The organism is Rhodopirellula sp. UH5, from assembly GCF_056839225.1.
Genome location: NZ_CM166390.1, coordinates 5,323,492 through 5,344,548, shown reverse-complemented (window position 1 = coordinate 5,344,548; position 21,057 = coordinate 5,323,492). Strand labels below are relative to the sequence as shown.

The window sequence follows — 21,057 nt, the reverse complement described above, 5'->3', positions numbered from 1 at the left end:
AACCCGTTCATCCTTGGCCGCCACGTCCGGCTTGTAGCAACCCGAGCGGTTCGGCTCGACCGATTCGCACGACAGGCCACAAACCGGCTAGCAAACACAGACCGATCGTCATCGCAAATCCAATTGACAAGTGTGCCCACGGGATGATGAAGTTTGGCGGTCCGGCAAACCAACCGACGTACTGAGCCATCCCGACACCGCACCAGCCCGCAATCAATCCAAAGATCAGACTCAGCACACAGGCACCGGCCGCAATCAAGATCGTTTCGGCAAGGACCAACCGCACAAGCTGCCCGCGAGTCACACCGATCGACCGCATGACGCCAAACTCCCACGTCCTCGACCGCTCCGACGCGATGACCGTGTTGGCGATGGCCAGCGACATGATCGCGAGCGTGATCAACGGCAGATAGCTCATTCCCCAAATCATGTCGTCGGCTCGAATTTTGATTGCTTTGCGGACATTCTCCGAGGCGGTCATTCGAGCAAACGGACGGTACGCCTTCACGCTTCCCAAACCGCTTGCCACAAAGGTCTCTCCTGATTTTTGTTCGGCGATCGATTGCAAATCCGCTTCCATCGTCGACAAGTCCGCATCGTCTTCCAAGTCCATCCAAACGAATTCCGTTCGATGAAGATGAAAGTCTCGCTGCACGTCATCGCGACCTGCGAACACCACCGTGGCGGTCCGGACAAAGTGTCGCCTCACACCCGAGAACTTCGTCACCCAGTGCCAACCGGGCAGCGACACAACACCAGCGATGCGATACGTCACTCGCTCACCTTCGGCGGTCGGCGGCGTGAAGCTCAACTCGTTACCGACGCTGAGTCCCGTGCTCATCTGAAAGTCTTCGGAGATCAAACACGAACCGCCGGATTGCAACGCATCGATCGCAGAAACTCGATCGCCCTCCACGAACCCAAAGGTTAAGAACGGATTCTCATCGGAAAACGCCATCGCCGGATCGATCCCAAACAAGACCGCATTGTCGCGTTGCACCCGGGAAGGTTGGTCGGCATCGCCCCAGTCAAACCGGGCTTGTTCAACCGCCATCGGCATCACGCGATCAGAGCGGACCCCGGAAACCTTTCGAACATCATCGATGCCTTCATCATCCAATCCGACCGGATGGAAGGCGACCAACGCATCGGGAAGCCAACTTCCCGGGGTGAACGGTTTCAACATGGAATATCCCCAGATCTGTGTCGAAGCAAAAAGCCCTAGCCCGATCGACAAGGCCAACGTGGCTCCCACCGTCCGCCACAGATTGGTCGACAATTGGGTTTTCATCATCCGGTTGTCCAGCCCCAACGAACGAGTCACCCAAGGACCGATCGCGAATTCAGTCCCCACGACAACCGCGGGTGCCAAACCAATCATGCCCAGCAACAACGTGGGATACGTCAAGAAGCCATACGACCAAGCTCGCCATCCATCCGACATCGGAATCGCGAAAACCAGCAGCGGTGTCAGTGCGGAAAAAAACAATCCGATCAATCCCAAGACCACCCAAGACCGAATGCCGGGTGTCGAAAGCTTGGATGTCATCGCTTCCAGCGGTTCAATGCGGGTGGCTCGCCAAGCGGGAACAATCGCAGCGCCCAGTGCACCGACCAACACCGTCATTCCCGACAACACGATGCAGCCCCAGCCCAAGACCGCATCCGTCCCAAACCATCCCGGCACGTAGTGACTGCCAACGACCAACATCGCGTATCCCGCTAGCAATCCACCGACCCAACCGACCACCGCAAGCAAGACGCTTTCGACCGCGATGATCGTGGCGATTTGCCCCCGAGTGAGCGCGACCGCTCGCAACATCGCGAATTCGCGAGTGCGTTCACTGACACCCATGCTGAGTGTTGAAAAGATGATGAAGATCGCCGCCAGCGTCGCCATCCCGGTCGCAGCCCAAGCTTGGGATCGCTGGCCTGACACGGATCGAGTCGACTCCATCCCCGCTCGCACGGCTTCGAAGTCGATCAACTGCATCGCGGGACGTCCGCTGGTCAGACGCTCTTCCCAGGCTTCGCGAAACTGCTGGATGGTGACCGTGTCACGAATCGCAATTTGTAACACCTGAGGTTTCGAAACGTAGCCGTTGATCCTCTCCGCCAACGTCGGACGAACATAGACTGCGTTGGCGGCAATGCCTTCCGTAAAATTCTTGGGCATTCCAAGCACCGCTTGATTCGTATCGCTCCTTGAGTCGTTGGATTCCGGCTTGGCTTGTTTCGGCCTCTCGTTTCGCTTCCCAGACGGTGGTCCCCCACGCCCTCGCGACGACAACGAGGGTGCCTGCGGGGCTTGCTCGACGATCCCCACGACTTTCAACGAAACCTCATTGGCCAACGAAATCAGCTTCAGGTCATCGCCGACCGACAGGGTTTTCTCTTCCGCAACCAACTCGCCAATGACAATTTCGTTGGCCTCGCTGTCCTCACTCAGCCAGCGTCCTTGCAACAATTCGTAAGGTGGTTCGATCGCGGGAGTGCTGACCAAGGTTGGATCCAGAGGTGGCGCACCGTTCACCGGTGGACGGGCCCCCACCACGAAGTCGAGCGATGACTTCTCGTCCTCCACAAATTTGCCGACGGGAATGACCGTGACCCTCGATTGGCTGACCGGATTGACTTCCAGCACTCCCGCGTCGTGCTTCAACTCATCGACCAAGGCAGACTGAATTGGTGGGGCCTCGGATCCGGGTGGCCCGGGCTTGGGCATGATGAGCAGGTCGTAGCGACCCAGGTACTTTTCGCTGTTCTCGTCAAACTGAGACACAAGTGCGTCGTAACCGCTGACCACCCAAACCACGGCACAGGTCGAAGCAATGATCCCCAACATGGTGATGAATGCACGCCCCGGATTCAGTCGCATCTGTGCACCAACGAACTGGATCAATAAGCGAAGTGAATTCATGAACGCGGCAGCAACAAGGGGAATGGACCAAGGTGGAAGGTCCGGCAATTGCAATCACCGGACCAATGTCGGTCCTCTCGCGAAACAGGAGTTTCCGAAGGCATTCGCTTCTTGAGACTGATGAAAATTTCGCCAACGGCGACGCATTCTCCATCGCCGCCTTGAGTCCCAACGCCACGTCCGTTCGCCTGGTCAATTCGACGTCGTCGATCCATGCGCTCGGTCCCAATTCTGTCGACGCAGAACTTCGTCATTCACGCCTTGAGGAGTCATCCTTCCCGTGCCTTCCATCACCTCTGCCACGCCGCTGCAAATCGATCAAGTTTGCAAGACTTATTGCCAAGGCACTTCCACGGTGCACGCGTTGGAGGGGGTGAACCTGACCGTCCAACCAGGCGAATTCGTGGCGATCATGGGTGCGTCGGGATCGGGTAAAAGCACGCTGCTGCATGCGATGGCGGGCCTGATCCAAGTCGACTCGGGACAGGTGGTTGTGTCCGGGCAAGATCTCTCGCAGTTGGGCGACGTCGCGCTCACCAAGTTCCGGCAAAAGAACTTGGGGATCGTCTTCCAAGCCTACAACTTGATCCCGGCTTTGACCGCGGAGGAGAACGTTCGCCTCCCAGCAACCGACTCTGGCAACTTGGACGATCGCGTCGAACGCCTGCTCGACCGGCTTGGGATGAGCGAGCGACGTTCGCATCGCCCCATGGCTCTTTCCGGCGGCGAGCAACAACGCATCGCGATTGCGAGAGCCCTGATTTGCGACCCAGCCATCCTGCTGGCCGACGAGCCCACCGGCAGTTTGGATTCGGTCACCGGCACTCAGATTTGTCAGCTTCTTCGCGGCCTCGTCGATGAAGAACAACGCAGCGTCGTGGTCGTGACCCACGAACCCCACGTCGCGATGTGGGCGGACCGCGTGGTGGTCATGAAGGACGGCACCAACCTGGCCGAGTTTGAAACGTTGGGCACACGAGACCCGCAGATCATCGCGAATCGCTACCAAGAATCACTCGGTGCGGAGGCGGTGCATTGAAAGTCATTCGGCTCGCCTTGGCGTTTCTTCGCGAACGCACCACTCGCACAGCACTGACCACGGTCGCCATCGCCGCTGCCGTTTGCATGGTGATCTGGGTTTCCAGCAGCTACGAAGCGCTGCACAAAACGTACGACGAGTTCAGCAACCTGGCTCTGGGCCGCTACGAACTGGCCATCGCTCCCATCAGCGGAGATGAAAACGATTTCGTGACGCCCGATGTCTTGCAACCACTACGCGAAGACCCCGCCGTCACCGCAGTCGATCCAATGTGGGCGAAACGCATCGCCATTGAAAACTCAAACCTGCCGCCCGCGGTTCAATCGACCTCCCCGGGCCCCGGAGACGGTCCACGCGGATTGCTGCCCAGCCTGATGTTCATGGCCACGGACGCGGCAGAAGCTCCCTTCGATCTGTCGAAAGGAACTTGGATCGCTTCTGACACCACCTCGCCACAAGTCGTCTTGCGAGCTGACGTGGCGGAACGTCGTCAGTTGCATCTCGGCGACTGGCTGACAGTCGAACGACCTCGCCCCGGATCCGACGGGCAAGACATGCTGGCGTTCGAGATCGTCGGCCTGCTCGATGCACCTCCCACTCCCAAGTTGGGCGTGGGATCGATCCCCATGCTGACGCCAAGCTTTGGGGAAGCGTTCATCAACGTCGAATCGGCGGAAGACATTCTCGGCGAGCCGTTTCAAATCAGCTTGCTCGGTGTCTCCGTCCAAGACCAAGCCGACATCACGAAGTTTCGATTCGGATGGGCGACGCGGTTGAGCCGTTATGAAACGCCCCTTCAGTTTCAAGAAGCCTACGAAATCGAAGAAGCACTCGACCAAGCGTCCGAGGCCGAGCACGTCAAACTGCAATCCTACGCCGCCACCGGCGTGGCCATGTTGGTTGCGATGCTGGTGACGTTTTGCTCGCTCAGCATGGGCGTGACCGAACGAACCCGGCAATACGCCGTCCTGCGAGCGATCGCTTTCACCAAATGGCAAATCCTTTCCCTGATCGTGGTCGAAGGGTTGGTGCTCGGTGCGCTGGGATTGGTCGCTGGCATCGTTGTCGGGTGGGGACTGCTGCAAATCGTGGAAGGTTTGTTTGGCGATTTGCTGCACCATGGCATCATGCTCGGCGGCCGCAACCTGAATCTCGCGGTGCTCGCGTCCTTGGGCGGGGCCTTCCTCGCGTCGCTGCTGCCTGCCTATCGAAGCACTCGCGTCAAACCGCTGGATGCCGTCGCCCCCCTTCATCAAACACAGATCTCGCAGCGTCCCGGTTGGCTGCGATTGGTGGCGGGAATCATGTTGATTGCAATCAATCCCGTGCTGACGTTTGTCTTCCCGCCCAGCGAAAGCAGCGTGGGTTTGGCGATGGGAATCGGTTTTCTCTGTTCCAGCATTGGCTTCTTCGTGATCGCTCCCTCGATTGTGATTTGGGTCGATCGTCACGTCGGCCCGACCTTCGCCCGATGGTTTCGGATCGATCCCAAGCTGCTGGCCAGCCAGATCACCAGCCACCTGTGGCGAACCGTCGGCGCCGCCATTGCCATGGCGTTTGGTCTGGGGTTGTTTGTCGGGATCCAGGTTTGGGGATTCACCATGTTGGAATCCTTCATCCCAGGAAAATGGACGCCCGACGCCATCGTGATGTTGAATCCGGGAATTGCTCCGGAGGAAGCACGAAAACTTGCCAACCATCCCGATGTGGATCCCCAGCGTTGCCTGCCGATGGTGGTGGAACAGCCTCGGTTGGTCGAAGATCTCACCGGGAGCGCCGAACGCCCCTCCGTCATTCGCCAGGACAACGTGGTGATGATCGGACTGGATCCCGAACGAGCCCTGGTTGGAGAGCATCCGCTGCTGCAATTGGAATGGGTTGCGGGCAACCCTCGCGACGCCGTGCAGCAAATGCAGCAAGGCGGTGCCTGCATCGTCCCCGATCATTTCGTCGATGAAACAGGACTCCAACTGGGCGATTCCATCTCCGTTTCTCCACCGCGGAACGCCGACAACCAAGTCCAATACATGATCGTAGGCGTCGTCCAACTTCCCGGATGGCATTGGCAAACGAAACTGACGGGCCTGCGAACTCGAACGCACCGCGCCGCCGCTCTGGTCATCGCGGATTACGAATCCGTGGCGTCCGACTTCAACTTGCCAACCGCGTCACACGTGTGGTTCTCCTACGCGAGTGAGAATGCCGATGTTGACAGCATCCAAGCCTTCGCGAGCAACCTGGTCCGGCAATCCATCGTCGATGAATCGTTTGATTCGGAAGCACCGCCCAGAGCCCCCACCGATCTCGACCTCGCCAAAGTGGTTCCCGTGCAGGGTATCCGAGATCACTTGGACATCACGGCGCGGCGATGGATTTGGGTCATCAGTTACATCCCATTGGTTTCGCTGCTGATCTCTTGCCTGGGTGTGCTGAACGTGATGCTGGCGTCCGTTCGATCGCGACGATGGGAATTTGGCGTGTTGCGATCAATCGGCTTCACCAGTTCGGACCTCACCCGCGCGATCTTGGTCGAAGGGTTGCTGATTGCGTTCGTTGCCGGCGTGCTCAGTCTTGGTTTTGGCGTCTTGAGCGGATGGTGCGGCAGTGGGATGGCTCAGTCCATGAGCTTTTTTGGCGGACTGCATCCACCGCTCGTGATCCCGTGGCTGCCGATCATGGGTGGCTTTTTGTTGGTGCTGCTACTCGGGATTGGCATCGCCGCTTGGCCCGCCATCTCGATCGGTAAATCGCGACCGATGGATCTGCTCCAATCCGGAAACGACTTCAGTTGAGCCGCTTGTGGACGCCCCATGATCATCGTCAAGCTCGATGGAATTTCGGTCACTGGCGACGGCAATTTCGCCGATGGCGTCTGCAACGCCTCGCGTGCGATCCCGATTGGATTGAGCCCCCGAAACGCAAAGCATCCCGTCAATCGTTGGTTTCAACGTGATCCCTCCCGTCGTCAATCAATGATCGCAATGAGTGTGGCACGGCCCGTGCTTATCGAAGTGGTGTTTCTCGTTTCAGCACCTCTTGCCGCCGTCCCTGATGCCACCGATCACGCCACTGATGTCTTTTTCTGAAACGGTTCGTCGGACCACCGCAACGGTCCAGTCCATCTCCAAAACGTATCGCCAGGGAAGTCGCTCTGTTGATGCGCTGCGTGATGTCAGCCTCAATGTCGAAGCGGGATCCTTCGTCGCCGTCATGGGAGCCAGTGGGTCGGGAAAGAGCACCTTGCTGCACTTGATGAGCGGGCTGACTCGCCCCACAACGGGCTCCGTTCTGATTGAAGGGCAAAACATCGCTGAGCTGTCGGACTATGAACTCACCTGCTTTCGTCGGCGGCGGATCGGATTGGTGTTTCAAGCGTTCAACCTCGTGCCATCGCTCTCAGCCAGGGACAACATTCTGTTCCCGCTCTACGCTGCAGGAGAGAGCTTGGCCAACGATTCCGATCTGCAGGAAGTTGCGCTGCAATTGGGAATCGAAGACCGCCTGCACCATCGTCCCGATGCACTCAGTGGTGGCGAGCAGCAACGTGTCGCGATCGCACGTTCGCTGATCACCAACCCGGCCATCGTTTTCGCTGACGAACCCACCGGGAGCCTGGATTCTGTGACCGGTGATTCGATCTGCAAGCTGCTGCGAAACCTCTGCGATCAACAACAACGGACCATTGTGATGGTCACGCACGAGCCCAGCGTTGCGATCTGGGCGGACAGCGTCGTCGTCCTGAAAGACGGCCAGATCGTGAACCAATTCCTGACAAAAGAGTGCACAAACGCTCAGTCGCTCGCCGCCAGGTACCAGCAAATCGTCTCAAGCGATGCCCAGGAAGTGCCCCTATCGACCTGATTCGAATTGCCGCGGCATCGCTTTTTCCCACTGTGGAACGCGTGCATTGCTTTGAAAAGCTCAAAACTCACCCCCGCTTCCCGTTTTCCCCCTTGTAACCACCCGGATCAACCAGCACCATATTGCGACTGACTCGCAATAGCAGATTCGTCGACGCAGCCAGCAACGGGTTCATGCCCTCCAGCCAGCCACGTTCGTTTCGCTTCTTGATCCATCTCACCACCGTGGTGAGCTGTGATCCGCTGAAGTAGATCCGTCCCATGTGTGCCTTTTGGCAGGAGTTTCCAATGTCCCGTTCGCATTTCGTTCCTTCTTCGATGCCCCTTGAACCGATCTCTAGCGAGACGAATCAAGCTGGCTCCTCGCGTCCCGCCGCTCGCCACAAAGGTTTCACCCTGGTGGAGTTGTTGGTGGTCATCGCGATCATCGGCGTCCTGGTTGGTTTGCTGTTGCCCGCGGTTCAAGCCGCTCGCGAAGCCGCCCGCTCGATGCAGTGCAGCAACAACCTCAAGCAGCTTGGGCTGGGCCTTCACAACTACGCATCGACGTACAACGGCGCCTTCCCCAACAACGGCTACAGTTGGACCGGCGGATACCCGAGTGACTACTCACCGTTTGCCAAGATCTTGCCATTCCTTGAGCAAGCTCAACTGCAAGATCTGATTGATTTCAACATCTACATGGGTCACCCCGCTCTCGCAGATTTGCCCGCAGGCTTGCAAGAAGCGGCTGGCACTCGGGTCCCAACCTACGAGTGCCCCAGCGATATCAATGGGGAAGTGCATATGCTGACAATGCCATCGGGCGCCAGCATTCCGATTGCAGGCACCAGCTACGCGATGAACCAAGGCAGTGGACTGGACGGGGTCTATCACCCCAGCGTCGGCGAACCCGACGGGCTGTGTTGGACCGATGCGAAGGTCAAGTTCCGCGACATCTTGGACGGCACCAGTCACACCATCGTGTTTGCAGAAACTCTGATCGGTGGCGGGCTGAACTCGGACACACCGACTCCCACCATGGACCCACAATTTTCCCGCGCGGGGTCATCCGAAGTCACCACCGCAGTCGCCAATCTCGCGGACACAGGCGACATCGCGAACGTTCAGCCTTACATCACCAGTTGGAATGGCGACCGCAATCACTATTGGTTGCGAGGCACCGTTCCCAACGGCCCGATCATCAACGGCCGCTTGTCACCCAACAGCAACATCCCCGACTTGGTTCGCGGTTCGTCCAAGATCACCGCCGCTCGCAGCAACCACACGGGATTGGTCAAAGTCGCTTTGGCCGACGGCAGTGTGCAAACCGTGACCGACTCGATCGACTTGCAAGTCTGGCACGCCAGCTGGACCCGAATGGGACGCGAGGTCGAGACCATTTCGTCCCACTGATTCCTCGACCGCATTCAACACCTTGATGAGCACCCCTCCCGCCGAAACGTCTGCGACGCCCACCATCCGAAAGCCCGGATTCTCATCCGCCGCTTTGCGGATGGTCGTGTTGTGGCACTGGACCAGCTCGGCCGTTTGCTTGATCGGGATGTTGGGGTTTGCGATCACCGGCATCACGCTGAACCATGCTTCCCAAATCGAAACTGACCCGCAACGCGAATCGGTCATCGATGATTTGCCGCCAGAGCTTGTGACCTTGCTCGCGAATTCGACAGAGGAAGAGTCAGCCGCCTTGCCGCCTGAATTGGCCGAGTGGTTGACCAAGCAAACCGGCAAATCAATCGGAAGCCGAGAAGCGGATTGGTCGGAAGAGGAAGTCTACCTTTCGATGCCCGGTCCCGGTTCCGACGCGTGGCTGGCCATCGATCGTGAAATCGGTGAGTTCGAATTTGAATCAACCAAGCGAGGTTGGATTTCTTACTTCAACGATTTGCACAAAGGGCGCAACACCGGGGCAGCCTGGAAATGGTTTTTGGATCTTTTCGCAATTGCCACCTTGGTGTTCTGTCTCACGGGTTTGCTGTTGTTGGTGGAACACGCTCGACGTCGAAAAATGACTTGGCCACTGGTTGGCCTGGGATTGTTCCTTCCCTTCCTGCTTGCTGTTTTGTTGATTCACTGAACACTTTCCTTCCCTTTGAAACACGACCTTCTTTCCATGCTGAACCGAATTGCGTTGATGCTCGGCATCACATTGCTCGGCGTTTGCCAAGCAACCGCTGAAGACTGGCAAGCCACCGTCGAAATCCCACGGTTGAACGTTTCGGAATACCACCGGCCTTACGTCGCGATCTGGATCCAAGACGAAAACCGAAAGTGCGTCGCAAACTTGGCCGTTTGGTACCAACTGACCAAATCGGGCGAAGGCGAAGGCACCAAGTGGCTGCCGGACCTGCGTCAATGGTGGCGTCGCTCCGGACGTTCCTTGCAAATGCCCGTGGACGGCGTCTCGAGCGCGACACGCCCAGCCGGCAAGCACGAGCTGATGTTCAACGATGCCAACCAACGTTTTTCAAAGTTGCCCGCGGGCAAGTACAGCCTGATGGTCGAGGCTTCACGCGAAGTCGGCGGCCGCGAAGTGTTGGAACTGCCGTTTGAATGGCCTTCCAAGACGACTCAAAAGCTGAAGGCCGCCGGCAAAGAAGAACTCGGCGAAATCACGTTTGTCATTCCCCCCACCAAGTAACCCTTCCTCGCTACACGAGATCAATCATGAACCGCTTGCTTCTTTCGTTTGTCTTTTTGCTCGCTGCCGTTCCAAGCGCATCCTACGCGCACAAGGTGTGGTTGCTGCCATCCCAAACCGTTTTCTCGGGCCCCGAGCCCTGGCTGACCGTCGACGCGGCTGTCTCCAATGACTTGTTCTACTTCAACCACTTTCCATTGCGACTGGACAATCTGGTCATCACCGCTCCTGATGGAACCGAAGCGGAAGCCCAGAACCAATCCACCGGAAAGTACCGCAGCGTGTTCGATCTGCCCCTGACCCAACGTGGCACCTATCGCGTTGCAGTCGTCAACGATGGGGCCTTTGCAAGCTGGGAGGAAAACGGCGAACGACGTCGTTGGCGTGGAAGCGCTGATGCCATCGCAAGTGAAGTTCCCGCCGACGCAGACAACCTTCGCATCACTGAAAGCTTCGGACGGGTCGAAACGTTCGTCACCAATGGTGCACCGTCACAAGAAGCGTTGCAGCCAGTTGGAAAAGGCATCGAGCTGATCCCTGTCACGCATCCCAACGACTTGTATGCGGGCGAAACGGCAACCTTCCGTTTCTTGGTCAACGGCCAACCTCAGAAGGACATGGAAATCGTTGTGATCCAAGGCGGAACCCGATACCGCAATTCGCAAGAGGAACTCAATGTCACGACCAACGAAGAGGGCGAGTTTCAAATCACTTGGGCCGAACCGGGCATGCACTGGATCGAAACCAGTCATCAAGACGACGAGACCAAGATCGAAAATGCTTCCGGTCGCCGGATGAGCTACGCGGGCACATTCGAAGTCCTGCCTCAATGATCTCGAAGGTCAACACCATTTTCCTCGCGGCACTTGTCTTCGCCGCCTGGGGTTTGGCACATTGGACGGAAGGCACTTGGTGGATCGCACCACCGAGTGCCTCTCGTTGGTGGGCGGCGGCAGGTTCGCTTGCCGCCTATGGCTTGCTGTGCATTTGGTCGTTTCGAGGGAGCTCAGCCCTCAAGACCATGCCAGTGAAAGCAACGCCGATGACTTGCAGTCAGGTGCTCCCTGAAGTTCCGTCCAGGAGCTTCGACGACGATCCCGTGCTGGTGATCTACGCCAGTGAAACCGGGTTTGCTGAGGAACTTGCTCAACAGACCTTGGAATTGCTTCGTGGGGCGGGCAAGTTCGCTGAACTGCTGCCGCTTGATTCGATTTCGGTGGAACGCTTGCAAACGACTCGACAAGCATTCCTTTTGGCAAGCACCGCAGGGGAGGGTGAACCGCCCGCTCACGCCTGCGAGTTCGCCGAAGACGTGATGTCCACTCAGCATGACTTGTCCACTCTGAGCTACGCGGTGCTGGCACTCGGTGACAGCAGCTACGACGAATACTGCGCCTTTGGCCGGCAAATCGACGCCTGGTTGCAACAATGCGGCGCAAAGGCCACCGGCGATCGGATCGACGTCGATGATGCCGATCCCATGGCATTGTCAGACTGGCAAGCTCTCGTCGAAGAGTTTGCCGGCAATCCTCAACCGAGTCTGTGAGTTCAGCTTCGGTAGCGAACCAAGTACCAACCGTGACCAATCGAAGTCGCATCCTCCAATTCGTGCGGGTCGGACAATCCCCCCACAAATGAACTCGGCCGACTCTGTCGCGGGTGCCACTCCGCCCAATCACCCCCGTCGGTTCCAGTCAGCTGCAGCTTGATCGCACCGTTCTGAGACTCGATCGCGCTGACATAGACCGACCGTTTGGCCACGGGAGGTGCTTGCAACAGAACCAATGTGGTCGGGCGTCCAAAGGGATACGCCATGAACGGTCCGATCGCAGGCAGTTCACCATCGCGCTGCGGCCACTGCTCACGTAGAGGCGCCGCGATGCGTTCGAGTTCCTGAACACGCCAGGCAAATCTCGCCCGTTTGCCTTGCCAAGCGATCGTATCCAGGTGGATCGCGAGTGCACACCAAAACGCGGCCAACGTTGCCACCGCCAACAACTGCGCCAAGGATCGACGATGAATCATCGACGACGACCTCGCAAAGAATTGCACCATCCACCCCAGCAGGCTTCCCACGGCCAGGATCGCAATCAGAACGATCCCCACACAGCGAATTGGATTGGCTGACATCCATCCGCTCGAAAACCAATTGCCGTGGACCAAGGGCTCAAACGAAGGATCCACGGCTGCCCAAATCACAAGCATGCTGAATGCCGCGACCTGGATCCCCCACAGCCATTGTGATGGTTTTCCCACGGGGACCGTCTCTTTCGATTGCAATCGATTCGTCAGTAAGCTTTGCTTCAACGGAAAGTCACTGGCAGTGCCCCAACGCCATCAACGCAAAGCTGGTCGCAAGGTTCTTGTCGTTTTCGAACCACCGCTGGTTGTCATTGCTCCACGACCCATCTTCGTTTTGACGTTCCGCTAGCTCAGCGACTAAATCGGCCTTCCAGTCATGTTCTACGCCATCGGAATCGGCAACGGTTTTTAGTCCTGCTGCATCGAGTGCGGCCGCGAAGGTGTGGTAGTAGTAATACAGACCGGCGGTTCCCATGCCGGGATTCTTTTCGACGCTGTAGTGATCCTGGATCCACTGTTGAGCCGCTTTGACACGAGGATCCTCCTTGGTCAGACCGGCGAAAATCATGCTCTTGAGCCCCGTGTATCCCATCGAGCCATAACTGCGAAGTCCGCCGTTGGGGGTGAAGCGTTCTTCCGACGTGCTCGGGTCAATCTTGGTCGTCGGGATTTCGTAGTAGAACCCGCCGTCATCAACCTTGTTGGCAAACTGCGTGTCGTTGAACTCGCTGTCCAAGTTCTGGCATCGCGAAATGAACACCAACGCACTTTGAATCGCAGGGTCACTGGCCGGAGTTTCCACGGCACGCAAGGCTTCGATCATGTACGCGGTGTTCGACAAATCAGGTCGTCCAGCACCGCTGTAGCCGACGCCGCCGTACCAGGGGTCGGATGGGTCACGGGCTCCAGAGCCATATTGGATTCCGGTCACGAACCCTTTGGCTCGCTTCAGAATCTCGTTGTACTTGCCGGTCTTGTTGGCTTCGGCGAAGCACACCATCGCGACACAAGTCTCGTAGTTTTTCAGACGCCCGTTGCCATAGATGCCGCCGTCTGGTTTGACGTAGCCTTCGAGTGCCTTCAATCCCTCGGCAACCATCGGGTCATCGATCGACTGGCCGTTCCGCAGCGCCGATGTGATCGCCAACGCCGTCACGCCTGGACCAACTTTGTCCGAGAAAGTCCCTTGCTCGGACTGCCCCTCTTTGGCGAGGAAGGCGAGTCCCTTGTCGACGATCTGCTGGCGAAGCTGCTCTGTTTTGCTGATCGGTTGATTCCCCGCCGTCGACTCGGCGTTTTGGCCGTAAGCGGGCAAACTGATGATCGCTGCCGCACAGGTTGTGACAAAAACCCGGCGACCGAGGCGAAATTTCCGGCGAGCGGAAGTGTGACGTGCTGGATTGGAATCCCAAAGCATTTGTGTTTCTCAGTGATCGAAGGGGAGGAAACGCTCTCTGTCTTGCCGGATGCCTTTCCAAAGCAAGGGATGTGCCAGCCACTTCGTGGCCGCTCGTTTCTCATTGGAAACTTTTTCGCGTTTTATGCGGCGGATTCGAATCCGGAACACAACTGGTCTGGTGAAGGCTTTCTGCCCGTGGTCTCCAGTCTTGTTCGCCAGGTATCTCGAATGCTCCGTTTCCCGCTCGTTCGCCCCGCAGCCTTGCTGTTCTCTGGAGTCGCCTTGATCGGCGGCCTCGGTTGTTCGCCCAACATCCAAGCTCAACCGCCTGGAATGGGTCCTGGTGGCCCCGGCGGTCCAGACCAACCCGACCAAGAACTCGTCGAGAAATTTGACGCGGACGGCAACGCTTGGTTGAACGATTCCGAGCGCAAGGAAGCTCGCGAATTTCTCGCCGCCAACCCCGTTCAGCAAGGTTTCGGTGGCCCTGGTGGACCTCGCGGCCCGGGGGAAGGACGTGGTCCCGGGGAAAGTCGCGGCCTCGAAGGAGGGCGTGAACGAGGCGAAGGTGGCCGTGGCGGATTCGGTCCGCCACAAGGCTTTGGTCCGGGCCCCGGATTTGGGCCTCCATCCGACTTCGGCCCCCCCCCAGGCGACGAAGCCCGTCGCGGTCGTGGCCAACGTGGCGGTGGACCTCCCGGAATGAATCGTGATCGTCCCGAGCCCACGCCCGGACAAACCATCACCAAAGAATCCGTCACCCCCGTGGACGGCGATCTTTACGATCCTCAGATCGTTCGCACCGTGTTCTTGGACTTCGGCACAGATGACTGGGAAGAAGAGATGGAGACCTTCCACAGCACCGACGTCGAAGTCCCCGCCACGATTACGATCGATGGCAGATCTTATCCCGACTGCGGCATCAGCTTCCGAGGTGCCTCGTCGTATGGCATGGTCCCACGAGGCTACAAACGATCGCTCAACATCTCGGTCGACATGGCCAACGAAGACCAACGGATCGGAGGCTACAAAACCCTGAACCTGCTCAACGGCGCGAGCGACGATTCCATGATGAGCACCGTGCTGTACTCGCACATTGCCAACCAACACATTCCTGCTCCCCGTGCCAACTTCGTTCGCGTTGTCATCAACGGCGAAGACTGGGGCGTGTACACCAACGTCGAGCAATTCAACAAAGACTTTGTCAAGCGAAACTTTGGCAGTGCCAAAGGGGCACGCTGGAAAGTCAGCGGTTCGCCTCGCGGTGGCGGTGGACTGGAATACCGCGGCGAAGACCTGGAAAACTACCGCCATCCTTTCGAACAAAAGTCCGGCAATGACAAAGACCTTCAGCGTCTGGTCGATCTGTGCCGTGTGCTCGAACAAACCCCAGCCAATGAACTCCCCGCGGCCTTGGAACCCATGGTCAACGTCGACGGATTGCTCTGGTTCCTCGCTCTGGACAATGCCTTGATCAACTCGGACGGCTACTGGATCCGAGCGAGTGACTACAGCATCGTGCTGGACAAAGACGACGTGTTCCACTTCATCCCACACGACATGAACGAAGCCTTCCGTGCTGCGGGCGGACCTGGTGGCCCCGGCGGACCTGGAGGTCGTGGTGGCCCGGGCGGGCGAGGTGATCGTGGACGCGGTGGACCAGGTGGCTTTGGTGGCCCCGGTGAGTTTGGCGGTCCCCGAGGACTCGATGGGCCTCGTGATGCAGATGGACCTCGTGATGCGGATCGACCTCGTGGATTTGCTGGCCCAAACCAGAACGGTCCCCGCGATGCAAACCGTCCCGGTCCCGAAACAACCACGTCTCCGCTTGGTTTGGATCCGCTGATTGGCCTGGAAGATCCGACCAAACCGCTTCGCAGCAAAGTGCTCGCAGTCCCACAGTATCGCGATGCCTACCTCGCGAAAGTTCGCCAACTCGCGGAAAACTCTTTGGACTGGAAGACCATCGGCCCGTTCGTTCAGGCACAAGCAGAATTGATCGAACCGCTGTTGGAAGTCGACACGCGAAAACTGGGAACGTTGGAATCATTCCAAGCGATGACCAGTGCCACCGATGTCTCCGGCCAATCGGAAGCACCGAGCCGCGGCCATGGTGCGATGAACTTGAAAGCCTTCGCCGATGGGCGTCGCGAATTCCTGCTGAAGTAGCGTCAAGACGTCATTGCAATCGACGCCTCGCGGAAGCCCCTGTTGTGACCGCGAGGCGTTGCGACCCAAAAATCATTTTCCAGCATTCAATCCAGTCATGAACGACAAGCGAATCGAACTGAAATATCAACTGGATCCCAGTTTGGCATCGGAAGTCAAACAGTGGGCCCGTCAACATCTCGCCGCGGACCCTCACTGCGAAACGGGGGACAGCTACGACGTCAACACGCTGTACCTGGACACTCAACAGCTGGATCTGTTTCATCAGACCGGAGTGATCGGGCGACGGAAGTATCGGGTTCGACGTTATGGCCGCGAAGCTCAGCTTTGGTTGGAAAGCAAATCCAAGAAAAAGAGCGAGGTCCAAAAGACTCGATCCGCTGGCCCCGAACAGGAAGTGTTGCAGGCCTTGATTGGCCTGGATGACATCCCAGAGCAGAAGGACGACGATTCCACCTCCACGCCTTGGTTCGGCGATTGGTTCTGCGACCAAGCCACTGAGCGTCAACTTCGCCCAACCATTCAAGTCCACTATCGACGATTCGCTCGAATGGGCACTGAACAAGGTCAAAACATGCGTTTGACCATCGACAGCCAACTGCACGCCAGCCCAGCGTCTGAGTGGGAAGTGGCATCCGAAGACGCCTCGTCAGATCGTTCGCAACGGGTGAAAGCGACGCCGCTCGAAATTCTCGAGCTGAAGTTCCATCGAATCATGCCGCATCGTTTCAAGGAACTGCTGCGTGAATTCCCAATTCCGGTGACAGGATTTTCCAAGTACCGTGCCGCCATCCGCTGTTGGAACCTGGATCAGGCTGTTCCAGTGTTTGACACTCCGAACACCGCACCTGCTGACTTGCATTCCCGAAACGAGACCCTGACGCATGCCTGAATGGCTTCCTTCTGTCTCCACCCAAGTGGATGCCAACTTGCCAACGCTGGCAACACGACTTGCGTTGGCTTGGTTGTGCGGCTGGGTGGTGGCTTTGATCGCGCGGATCAAATCGCCCCACGACTCGCCGAATCAGCTCACGCTCACCCTGGTGCTGATGAGCGTGTTGATCGCCATGGCGACCCAAATCATCGGCGACAACATCGCGCGTGCATTCAGTTTGGTAGGCGCTCTTTCGATCGTTCGATTTCGGGCCGCGGTGTCCTCCACACGAGACGTGGCCTTCGTCTTGGCAGCGGTGGTCGTCGGCATGGCGATCGGAGCCGGACAATACTGGGTCTCGTTCTTGGGTTTGATCACACTCGCTTGGGCGACACAGTTCAACGGCGGAAGCTCCGCATCCCTGCCCAAAAAACTGCCGTTGACAGATGGCCCCCAGTGGCGATTGACACTCAAGGTGGGCCTGCATTCCGTCGGCAGTTGGGACGCCGAACTGAAACGTCTGACCAAGAGCTACCAGCTCCTTTCTGCAGAAACAGCTCGCCGTGGTGGGTCGCTGGAACTCGTCTATCGCTATCAACCGCAAGATGACACCGATGCCAGCCAACTGATCGCTGCTCTGAACGCGATCCCAACTGTCGAATCGGTCGCCACCAAACCAATCTGACCACCGACTGGCCAAACTTCACGGGACCTGAAGTGACTCCAGTGGCAACACAGCCATCTCGGCGCTGTTCTGGTTGGCACGGCGACCACCGTTGTTGGAGTACCCAACATACAGTTTGCCGTCATGTTCCAGCGCACATGGATACGACAAACTCAAACTCGGGGCTGATTCACCGGGCGCGCCCCCGTTCATCGATCGTCGAATGACAAACACCTTGGAAAACACATTTTCGCCAGGACGCGAAACGGCAATGGTCAATGGCGACCGCTTGCCACCGTTCTTAGCAGCGGTTGTGCAGACCAAGTACCTTTGGCCGTTGCTCAGGACACCGGCCGCGGGTTTGGACGTTGCCATCGGCAGGTTGCTGATCGCCGAGGATGACCAAGTCCGACCATAGTCGTCGCTCTTGGCGACCAAAGCCTTGGCGTCACCACCGTAGCGGGCGACGTTGAAAACGGTTGGGCCGTCCACCCACAAACTGGATTCACCCCACATTCGATGAACGGAGGGCTCCACAGGAATCTTCACCAAATCCCACTGGGTGAAGTCAGCCCCGCGACTGATCGCAACCGCCGCCGGGAACACATCGTCCCCCGAATAACGCCTGCCAAGGAATCCCGGCATGATCCAATTGCCATCGCCCATCCGAACGGGTTGGTTCATGGGCCAAAACCCCTGTTCAATGATCACACCCAGTGACTTCCACTTCCCCGTGGAATCGTCCAACAGATAGGCTCGCGTGTGAATGTTGTCCATCCGCCCATAGTAAGCCCCCTGGAATGCCCACAAGGTTCGCCCGTGTGAGAGGAACACCCCGTGACTGACAGCGAGGTTGTCCTCGTCCCCTGCATCGATGATTTGCAGCGGCCCCCATGTCTTTCCTTCATCCTCGCTCACTCGGTACTGCGCCTCCTCGGTCACCGTGTTTTCGTCCCCTTGGTTGTGACCGATCGAAGCAAACAACTTCCCTTGATGCCAAGCAAACGCGACCCCGTGCAAGAACGTGTATCCATCGCGGGGCTTGTCCCATTTTTTGATCACATGGAAGTCGACGTTGGCAACTTCCAGCAGATCATTGGCCGGGGCCAACGGTGAGTTCTCATCCCACAGTGGGAACGGTGGAGGAGGGGTCGGAATATCATGAACCAAACCGACCGGATGATAGGACGCGGCCACTTCTTTGGACGACAACGCTCGGGGCATTAGCTGAACCTCATCGATCGCGCCATACCAGGTTTGCCGGGCAATCCCGTCGTCGTTCACTCCCCCCAACGTCAGCGGCGCATCGGTGGGTTGAACGGGCCGATCCAGCTTCACCGATCCCGAAAGTTCACCGTTGACATACAACTCAACCTGGTCAGGTTTCATCACCAAGCAGAGTTGGTACCAATGGCCGAGTTCAGGCACAGGACCAGAAATGGTTCGCCATCCATTTTGATGAACATAGAGGCTGAATCGGTGATTGCGATCCAGCATCAGCGACCACTCGCGTTCATCCAACGAATAACGATTCTTGGCCGCGATGATCTGTTGGCCAGAATCCAAGCGGTAGGGGTTCACCCAAACAACGAGCGAATATTCCCCCGATTTCAAAACGTCGCCTGCGTCTTGTGGCTCCAGCACCGTTGTCCCGTTGAACAACCAACTCTCACCCTCGATCCCGGCACACAATTCCGCTTTGCCGTGCGTTGCGACAACGTTCGCTCGCGCCGAATCAGCCGACCAGCGCACTGGTTCACTCGCGACTGTCAGGACAGGAACCGAGACAAACAGACTCAACAAAAGGGTTCGGATCATCAAAAGGGGATGCAGCAACGAGAGACTGAAATGATCAACCGCGAAAGCTCCAAAATGGACCGCGACAACGAGCGCACAATCATAACCCGAAGCGTCAGCGAGGAAGGGAGTAACGTCCATTCCCTCGCTCACCAGCCTCTTGATTTTGTTGTAGGTTGGCCACTCTTGGCCGACACCCACAACTCTGACGGGCAAGAGTGCCCATCCAACACGCGTTGGAACGATCGAGAGATCCATGCCACGTAAACGCTGTGAGCTGATTAAACACTCAGTTCATCGATGAATCGCACGGCGTTCTGCACGCCCGATTCCGATCGAATTTGTTTGCCAAGTTGGTCCGCCCTGACTTCCATCTCACGATCCTCCATCGTTTGAGAGATGGCATTGGCAAGCCGCTCGGGTGTCAGCTTTCGTTGTGGGATCGGTTGGGGGCCGACACCGAGATCCTGAACCACACGCCCCCAAAACGGTTGATCACCAAAGAATGGACAGATGATCGTGCGACGTCCGGCGCGGAGTCCGGCTGCGGTGGTCCCGCAGCCTCCATGGTGAACCACCGCGGAGACTCGGGGGAACAACCAATCATGTGGAACTGCATCGATGGAAAGCATCGTCTCCGGCAAATCGAACTTGTTCAGGTCCATGCCTCCCCAGCCCGCTGCCAACAGCGCACGTTGACCAGACAACCGAACCGCTTCGATGACACGCTCCGCAGTCGCTCGCGGATCGCGTCCGAAGATGCTGCCGAAGCCAACGTAAATCGGTGGTGGTCCTTGTTGAAGAAACTTCACCAGGGTTGGATCAGGTATGAATTCGGTCGATGCATCCAGGAACCAATAACCCGTCACTGTCGCGTGATCCGGCCAATCGCAGGGCCTTGGAATCACGGAGGGGCTGTAAGCATGCAAAGCGGCGACCGGGCTGCCATCCGCGCGACGAAAGTACGCTGGACGCTTCGCCGCCATTCCTTGAGATCGCCGCCATTTTCCCACGAACCGAGCGCCACTGCGACGCGAGATGAATTCGATGAGGCGATAGGTCGCGCGGTTGTACCAACGCCCGAGCGGCAAGCGTGGGAATCCAAACGCTGGCGACTCGCCCGTGGGCACATAGAGCGGCAAATAAAACGCCAGGGCACAACGACAACCGAGACGTTCGGCAAAATCTTCTGCGCCGATCGCCTTTTTGTGGAACAGAATCAAATCCGGCTCAAAGGCCTCCGCCGCCGTCCACATTTCGTTGACTTGGCGGTGCATCATGTCGGTGAGTTTCGGCATCAGCCGAATGCCAGCCCGAACCATCTGAAACAGGTTGGTGGTGGTTTCCATGGCCGATCGTCCCTCATCGGATTCCATGAAATCGCGGAGGTCATTGTTCAGTGGAGCGTAGTCGATCCCGTGCGAGCGAATGAACCCTTCGAACACCTGACAGGTACAAATTTGCACCACATGCCCCGCCTCCTTCAGCCCACCGGCCAACGCGACGTACGGCTGCACATCCCCTCGCGTCCCCACCGTCAGCACCAAAATCCGCATTCAACCTCCCAAAAAGGTGTCAGGTACCTTTTAGTCACTCCCAAAAAGGTGTCAGG

The 21,057-nt window shown here is 57.8% G+C and carries 18 protein-coding genes; 12 read left to right on the top strand and 6 right to left on the bottom strand.

The features are described from left to right. Positions 1 to 7: 7 nt before the first annotated feature. Positions 8 to 2,920, bottom strand: a complete 2,913-nt coding sequence (locus tag UH5x_RS18925; RefSeq protein WP_482633335.1) for an ABC transporter permease — start codon at positions 2,918 to 2,920, stop codon at positions 8 to 10. Positions 2,921 to 3,200: 280 nt separating this feature from the next. On the opposite strand from UH5x_RS18925, the gene UH5x_RS18920 reads away from it, so the two are divergent. Genes UH5x_RS18920 through UH5x_RS18905 form a run of 4 tightly spaced genes read left to right on the top strand, consistent with a single transcriptional unit; the run spans position 3,201 to position 7,820 of the window. Further along, on the top strand, positions 3,201 to 3,959 hold the full coding sequence (locus UH5x_RS18920) for an ABC transporter ATP-binding protein (RefSeq protein WP_482633334.1): 759 nt from the start codon (positions 3,201 to 3,203) through the stop codon (positions 3,957 to 3,959). Beyond that, on the top strand, positions 3,956 to 6,751 hold the full coding sequence (locus UH5x_RS18915) for an ABC transporter permease (RefSeq protein ID WP_482633333.1): 2,796 nt from the start codon (positions 3,956 to 3,958) through the stop codon (positions 6,749 to 6,751). The genes UH5x_RS18920 and UH5x_RS18915 overlap by 4 nt, the downstream gene beginning before the upstream one ends. Positions 6,752 to 6,769: 18 nt before the next feature. Further along, positions 6,770 to 7,045 carry a hypothetical protein gene (locus tag UH5x_RS18910; RefSeq protein WP_482633332.1) on the top strand — a complete coding sequence of 92 codons (276 nt, stop codon included), beginning with the start codon at positions 6,770 to 6,772 and terminating at the stop codon, positions 7,043 to 7,045. Then, positions 7,032 to 7,820: an ABC transporter ATP-binding protein gene (locus tag UH5x_RS18905; protein ID WP_482633331.1), complete on the top strand. Its 789-nt coding sequence runs from the start codon at positions 7,032 to 7,034 to the stop codon at positions 7,818 to 7,820. The genes UH5x_RS18910 and UH5x_RS18905 overlap by 14 nt, the downstream gene beginning before the upstream one ends. A gap of 67 nt (positions 7,821 to 7,887) precedes the next feature. On the opposite strand, the gene UH5x_RS18900 is transcribed toward UH5x_RS18905, so the two are convergent. Then, complete coding sequence (locus UH5x_RS18900; protein ID WP_482633330.1) at positions 7,888 to 8,082, bottom strand: hypothetical protein; 195 nt, start codon at positions 8,080 to 8,082, stop codon at positions 7,888 to 7,890. Between the two features lie 55 nt (positions 8,083 to 8,137). Here UH5x_RS18900 and UH5x_RS18895 point away from each other — a divergent pair, with 55 nt between their 5' ends. From UH5x_RS18895 to UH5x_RS18875, 5 genes are read left to right on the top strand one after another with little or no spacing between them, the layout of a single operon-like run. Continuing rightward, entirely contained in the window at positions 8,138 to 9,214 is a 1,077-nt protein-coding gene (locus UH5x_RS18895) for a DUF1559 family PulG-like putative transporter (RefSeq protein ID WP_482636023.1), read from the top strand. A 25-nt stretch (positions 9,215 to 9,239) separates the two neighbouring features. Further along, complete coding sequence (locus tag UH5x_RS18890) at positions 9,240 to 9,896, top strand: PepSY-associated TM helix domain-containing protein (RefSeq protein ID WP_047812550.1); 657 nt, start codon at positions 9,240 to 9,242, stop codon at positions 9,894 to 9,896. 36 nt (positions 9,897 to 9,932) lie between these two features. After that, the gene (locus UH5x_RS18885; RefSeq protein WP_047812549.1) at positions 9,933 to 10,460 is read left to right on the top strand and encodes a DUF2271 domain-containing protein; all 528 of its coding nucleotides are present in this window, start codon (positions 9,933 to 9,935) and stop codon (positions 10,458 to 10,460) included. 26 nt (positions 10,461 to 10,486) lie between these two features. Beyond that, positions 10,487 to 11,293, top strand: a complete 807-nt coding sequence (locus UH5x_RS18880; RefSeq protein WP_047812548.1) for a DUF4198 domain-containing protein — start codon at positions 10,487 to 10,489, stop codon at positions 11,291 to 11,293. Continuing rightward, a complete protein-coding gene (locus UH5x_RS18875; RefSeq protein WP_482633329.1) occupies positions 11,290 to 12,006 on the top strand; it encodes a flavodoxin domain-containing protein in 717 nt (238 codons plus the stop codon). Before UH5x_RS18880 ends, UH5x_RS18875 begins: the two co-directional genes overlap by 4 nt. A 2-nt stretch (positions 12,007 to 12,008) precedes the next feature. Here UH5x_RS18875 and UH5x_RS18870 read toward each other — a convergent pair whose 3' ends face one another. After that, positions 12,009 to 12,665 (bottom strand): hypothetical protein, encoded by a 657-nt coding sequence (locus tag UH5x_RS18870; RefSeq protein ID WP_047812704.1) that lies wholly within the window; start codon positions 12,663 to 12,665, stop codon positions 12,009 to 12,011. Between the two features lie 109 nt (positions 12,666 to 12,774). Next, on the bottom strand, positions 12,775 to 13,959 hold the full coding sequence (locus tag UH5x_RS18865) for a prenyltransferase/squalene oxidase repeat-containing protein (protein WP_482633328.1): 1,185 nt from the start codon (positions 13,957 to 13,959) through the stop codon (positions 12,775 to 12,777). Between the two features lie 210 nt (positions 13,960 to 14,169). On the opposite strand from UH5x_RS18865, the gene UH5x_RS18860 reads away from it, so the two are divergent. The 3 genes from UH5x_RS18860 (at position 14,170) to UH5x_RS18850 (ending at position 17,669) form a co-directional block, all read left to right on the top strand. Further along, positions 14,170 to 16,110: a CotH kinase family protein gene (locus tag UH5x_RS18860; RefSeq protein WP_482633327.1), complete on the top strand. Its 1,941-nt coding sequence runs from the start codon at positions 14,170 to 14,172 to the stop codon at positions 16,108 to 16,110. A gap of 97 nt (positions 16,111 to 16,207) precedes the next feature. Then, positions 16,208 to 17,002 carry a polyphosphate polymerase domain-containing protein gene (locus UH5x_RS18855; protein WP_047812545.1) on the top strand — a complete coding sequence of 265 codons (795 nt, stop codon included), beginning with the start codon at positions 16,208 to 16,210 and terminating at the stop codon, positions 17,000 to 17,002. Beyond that, positions 16,995 to 17,669, top strand: a complete 675-nt coding sequence (locus UH5x_RS18850) for a DUF4956 domain-containing protein (protein WP_047812544.1) — start codon at positions 16,995 to 16,997, stop codon at positions 17,667 to 17,669. Before UH5x_RS18855 ends, UH5x_RS18850 begins: the two co-directional genes overlap by 8 nt. A gap of 18 nt (positions 17,670 to 17,687) precedes the next feature. Here the strand turns inward: UH5x_RS18850 and UH5x_RS18845 are convergent, their stop codons facing one another. Then, positions 17,688 to 19,466: a LamG-like jellyroll fold domain-containing protein gene (locus tag UH5x_RS18845; protein WP_482633326.1), complete on the bottom strand. Its 1,779-nt coding sequence runs from the start codon at positions 19,464 to 19,466 to the stop codon at positions 17,688 to 17,690. 260 nt (positions 19,467 to 19,726) lie between these two features. After that, positions 19,727 to 21,001 (bottom strand): glycosyltransferase, encoded by a 1,275-nt coding sequence (locus UH5x_RS18840; RefSeq protein WP_482633325.1) that lies wholly within the window; start codon positions 20,999 to 21,001, stop codon positions 19,727 to 19,729. Positions 21,002 to 21,057: the final 56 nt, after the last annotated feature.

What these genes read in the sequence shown, in the direction of transcription:
- UH5x_RS18895 (WP_482636023.1), top strand. Translation starts at nt 8,138, where the DNA reads ATGCCCCTTGAACCGATCTCTAGCGAGACGAATCAAGCTGGCTCCTCG.
- UH5x_RS18870 (WP_047812704.1), bottom strand. Translation starts at nt 12,665, where the DNA reads ATGCTTGTGATTTGGGCAGCCGTGGATCCTTCGTTTGAGCCCTTGGTC.
- UH5x_RS18850 (WP_047812544.1), top strand. Translation starts at nt 16,995, where the DNA reads ATGCCTGAATGGCTTCCTTCTGTCTCCACCCAAGTGGATGCCAACTTG.
- UH5x_RS18880 (WP_047812548.1), top strand. Translation starts at nt 10,487, where the DNA reads ATGAACCGCTTGCTTCTTTCGTTTGTCTTTTTGCTCGCTGCCGTTCCA.
- UH5x_RS18865 (WP_482633328.1), bottom strand. Translation starts at nt 13,959, where the DNA reads ATGCTTTGGGATTCCAATCCAGCACGTCACACTTCCGCTCGCCGGAAA.
- UH5x_RS18890 (WP_047812550.1), top strand. Translation starts at nt 9,240, where the DNA reads ATGAGCACCCCTCCCGCCGAAACGTCTGCGACGCCCACCATCCGAAAG.
- UH5x_RS18900 (WP_482633330.1), bottom strand. Translation starts at nt 8,082, where the DNA reads ATGGGACGGATCTACTTCAGCGGATCACAGCTCACCACGGTGGTGAGA.
- UH5x_RS18925 (WP_482633335.1), bottom strand. Translation starts at nt 2,920, where the DNA reads ATGAATTCACTTCGCTTATTGATCCAGTTCGTTGGTGCACAGATGCGA.
- UH5x_RS18860 (WP_482633327.1), top strand. Translation starts at nt 14,170, where the DNA reads ATGCTCCGTTTCCCGCTCGTTCGCCCCGCAGCCTTGCTGTTCTCTGGA.
- UH5x_RS18845 (WP_482633326.1), bottom strand. Translation starts at nt 19,466, where the DNA reads ATGATCCGAACCCTTTTGTTGAGTCTGTTTGTCTCGGTTCCTGTCCTG.
- UH5x_RS18875 (WP_482633329.1), top strand. Translation starts at nt 11,290, where the DNA reads ATGATCTCGAAGGTCAACACCATTTTCCTCGCGGCACTTGTCTTCGCC.
- UH5x_RS18905 (WP_482633331.1), top strand. Translation starts at nt 7,032, where the DNA reads ATGTCTTTTTCTGAAACGGTTCGTCGGACCACCGCAACGGTCCAGTCC.
- UH5x_RS18885 (WP_047812549.1), top strand. Translation starts at nt 9,933, where the DNA reads ATGCTGAACCGAATTGCGTTGATGCTCGGCATCACATTGCTCGGCGTT.
- UH5x_RS18840 (WP_482633325.1), bottom strand. Translation starts at nt 21,001, where the DNA reads ATGCGGATTTTGGTGCTGACGGTGGGGACGCGAGGGGATGTGCAGCCG.
- UH5x_RS18910 (WP_482633332.1), top strand. Translation starts at nt 6,770, where the DNA reads ATGATCATCGTCAAGCTCGATGGAATTTCGGTCACTGGCGACGGCAAT.
- UH5x_RS18855 (WP_047812545.1), top strand. Translation starts at nt 16,208, where the DNA reads ATGAACGACAAGCGAATCGAACTGAAATATCAACTGGATCCCAGTTTG.